Consider the following 3,201-nt stretch of genomic DNA (forward strand, 5'->3'; position numbering starts at 1 on the left):
CGACAACGCGGTGTTCAGCCCGCTGCCCGACGAAAGCCGCTCAGGATTCACGCCGGCCGGCGTGCTGTTCGTCGAGGAACTCGCCGGGCTGAAGGCCGGCGATCCGTTCCGCGCGCCGTGTTTCCGTCAACTCGTCTGAACCGGGAGAATTCGTCATGACAGCAACTCCGAAGCGGCAATCGATCGTGCCGGCTGCATTCCAGCCGTGGTACGACGCGTACCACTTCTCGCCGGCGACGCGCGTCGGCGACACGATCTGGGTGTCGGGCCAGGTCGGCCTCGACGCGCAGATGCAGCCGGCCGACGGCGTGCAGGCACAGGCACGGATCGCGTTCGAGTGCCTGAAGGCGATCCTCGAGGAAGCCGGCGCGAGCCTCGCCGATGTCGTCGAGCTCACGACGTTCCACACGGATCTGCAACGCGAGACCGAAGGCTTCGCGGCGGTCAAGGACGTGTATTTCCCCGACCGTTACCCGTCATGGACGGCGGTCGGTGTCACGCAACTGGCGCTGCCGGGGCTGTGCGTCGAGATTCGCGCGGTGGCGGTGGCCGGCTCCGGCAAGGGCTGACGGAAGGCACGAGGGTTTTTCGCAGGATTCGCGTTCCATATGAATCGCAGTCCTGAAAAAAGAAACGGGATAGCAGTCGAATGGCACGCGGCCCGCCGGAACCCCGGCCGGCCACGATCAGGGCGCGACGTCATCGTCGATTGACGGCGACGATCGAAACAAACGCGTTTCGTCCGGAATGGGCGAGCGAAGGCGGAGCAGGAAGGAGAACCATGATGAAGAAGCATCGTTTCTGGACCACGTCCGCGATCGCGGCCGCTGCATGTGTCGCGATCGGCACCGCCGTCGCGGCGGACGACCTGACGCCGGCCGGCGCCGACCGCTCGGCAAGCAAGGACGGCGCGGTGCCGACTTATGCGGGCAAGCAGTCGCCCGACGCCGGCTGGGAGTGGGGCAAGGTGCGCGGCGATTTCTGGAAGCATCGCAACGAGAAGCCGCTCTATTCGATCGACGCGGCGAACGTCGACAAGTATGCGGACAAGCTGTCGCCCGGCCAGGTCGCGCTGATCAAGCAGAAGAAGGGCTACCGGATGGACGTCTACCCGTCCCACCGCGAATGCCAGTTGCCGGATGCCGCCGAGCAGAACTCGAAGGCGAACCTCACGGCCGCGAAGCTGGATGCGAGCGGCGAGAACCTCGCCGCGGCCGCGTTGCCGGGCGTGCCGTTCCCGCAACCGAAGAGCGGCATCGAAGCGATCCTGAACTACGAGATGCGTTATCGCGGCGAAGGCGTCGAATGGGCGCAGGTCGCCACGAGCATTTCGCCGCGCCCCGGCAGCAGCGAATGGATCGACGCGGTCGGTCCGCAGACGTTCTACTTCCCGTCGGCCAAGCTCGGCAAGACCTCGCCGCAGGACGTCGACCAGTTGAGCGCCGCCGTCTACTTCCAGATGAACTCGCCGGCCGCGCTGGCCGGGCAGGCCTTCGTCCAGCGGCAGTACTTCAACAAGGACTCGGAAACCTACTACTACTTCCCGGGCCAGCGCCGCGTGCGACGCATGCCGGCCTATACGCACGACGCGCCGTTGATCGGCTTCGAGAACCAGTACCTGATCGACGAGGCCAACATGATCAACGGCTCGCTCGACCGGTTCAACTGGAAGCTGGTCGGCAAGAAGGAAATGCTGGTCCCGTACAACGCGTTCGGCATGTACCGGTTCAAGAGCAAGCTGCACGACGTCGCGACGCCCGACGGCCTCGCTGCGGCGAACCGTCGCTACGAGACGCATCGCGTGTGGGTCGTCGAGGCGACGCTGAAGCCGAGCGCGCGACACGTCGCGTCGAAGAAGGTGTTCTATCTCGACGAAGACAGCTGGCTCGCGCTCGTCGGTGAGGACTACGACGCGCAGGGCAAGCTGTGGAAGGTGCGGGAAAGCTACCCGATTCCGGTATGGGAACTCGGCGGCACCTGCGACAACGAACCGCTCGCGCAGTACGACATGATCAACGGCCGCTACGTATTCGATGCGTCGTCGATTGGCCAGGGCAAGGACATTCGCTGGTTCGGTCAGGCCGACGATCCGCGCTTCAAGCAGGATTTCTACACCGCGGAATCGCTGCGCTCGGTCAGCGAACGTTGACGGCGACCGGCTGACGGACACAAGGACCGGCGCGCGCAACGATCGTGCGCCGGCATCGGACAGGGGCGGAGGTGGATCATGGAACCGGCAAGGTTATTCAGGAATGCTACCGTATTGGTGGCGATGGCGGGCGCCGCGACGTCGAGCGCGTACGCGTATGACTTCACGTTGAACGGCGGGGCCCTGCAGGGCTCGTGGGTGTCGAACCTGACGGCCGGCGCCGGTATTCGCACCAAAAACCCGAGTTGCTCGCTCACCGGCGACCCGAACGCCTTCGGCTGCGGCGCGGCCGCGAACACCAACCAGTGGGGCTATGCGGACAACGGCGATCTGAACTACCGCAGGGGCCAGCCGTTCAGCACCTACATCAGCGCGACCAGCGAGCTGCTGCTGAAGATGCCGAGCGAAGGGTTGAAGTTCATGGTGCGCGGCACCGGCATGTACGACTTCATGGCGAAGAACACGAACCGCACGCCGTTGTCGAGCACGGCCGCCGCGCAGGTCGTCTACAACGCGCAGCTGCTCGACCTGTGGGCGCAGAAGGATTTCACGATCGGCGGGCGCAACGCGCACGTGCGGCTCGGCAACCAGGTGATCAACTGGGGCGAGAGCATGTTCGCGCAGAGCGGCATCAACGCGACGAACTCCATCGACACGCAAAAGCTGCTGATTCCCGGCTCGCAGCTCAAGCAGGCGCTGCTGCCCGCGCCGATGGTGAGCCTGGCGGCCGACCTGTCGCACGGGTTCAGCACCGAGGCGTACTACCAGTTCCAGTGGAACGGTAACCGCTATCCGCCGGTCGGCTCGTACTGGTCGGTGACGAACGGTTTCGGCCGCGGCGCGGAGCCGTTCACGATCAACACGAATAACCTGAACGTGATTGGCCCGAGCGCCGGCACGATCGCGAACGCGATCGGCGGTTCAGGGGCGGCCGGCAACCAGGACACGCTCAATGCGATCAAGAACGGGCTCGTGAACGGCACCTACGCGGGCCCGCCGTTCAACGACATCGGCCTGCCGAGCACGACGAACCTGCCGGCGAAATACCGGCC

3 protein-coding genes and 1 pseudogene are annotated in these 3,201 nt (G+C 65.3%); all 4 read left to right on the forward strand.

What is annotated here, in order from left to right; all coding sequences use genetic code 11:
- Positions 1-139, forward strand: a pseudogene (locus tag JMF90_RS30635) (phytanoyl-CoA dioxygenase); the annotation flags it as partial.
- Positions 140-155: 16 nt separating this feature from the next.
- The gene (locus JMF90_RS30640; RefSeq protein ID WP_006480052.1) at positions 156-569 is read left to right on the forward strand and encodes a RidA family protein; all 414 of its coding nucleotides are present in this window, start codon (positions 156-158) and stop codon (positions 567-569) included.
- A gap of 212 nt (positions 570-781) precedes the next feature.
- Positions 782-2,149, forward strand: coding sequence for a DUF1329 domain-containing protein (locus JMF90_RS30645; RefSeq protein WP_027813903.1), 1,368 nt, complete (start codon positions 782-784; stop codon positions 2,147-2,149).
- Between the two features lie 78 nt (positions 2,150-2,227).
- Positions 2,228-3,201: DUF1302 domain-containing protein (locus tag JMF90_RS30650; protein ID WP_201325848.1), on the forward strand; the 974-nt coding region annotated here is incomplete at its 3' end.

The organism is Burkholderia sp. E168m23 (assembly GCF_016586125.1).
Lineage (GTDB): Bacteria > Pseudomonadota > Gammaproteobacteria > Burkholderiales > Burkholderiaceae > Burkholderia > Burkholderia orbicola.

Excerpts from the sequence above, each read along its gene's own strand:
- JMF90_RS30645 (WP_027813903.1), top strand. The coding sequence starts at position 782 with ATGATGAAGAAGCATCGTTTCTGGACCACGTCCGCGATCGCGGCCGCT.
- JMF90_RS30640 (WP_006480052.1), top strand. The coding sequence starts at position 156 with ATGACAGCAACTCCGAAGCGGCAATCGATCGTGCCGGCTGCATTCCAG.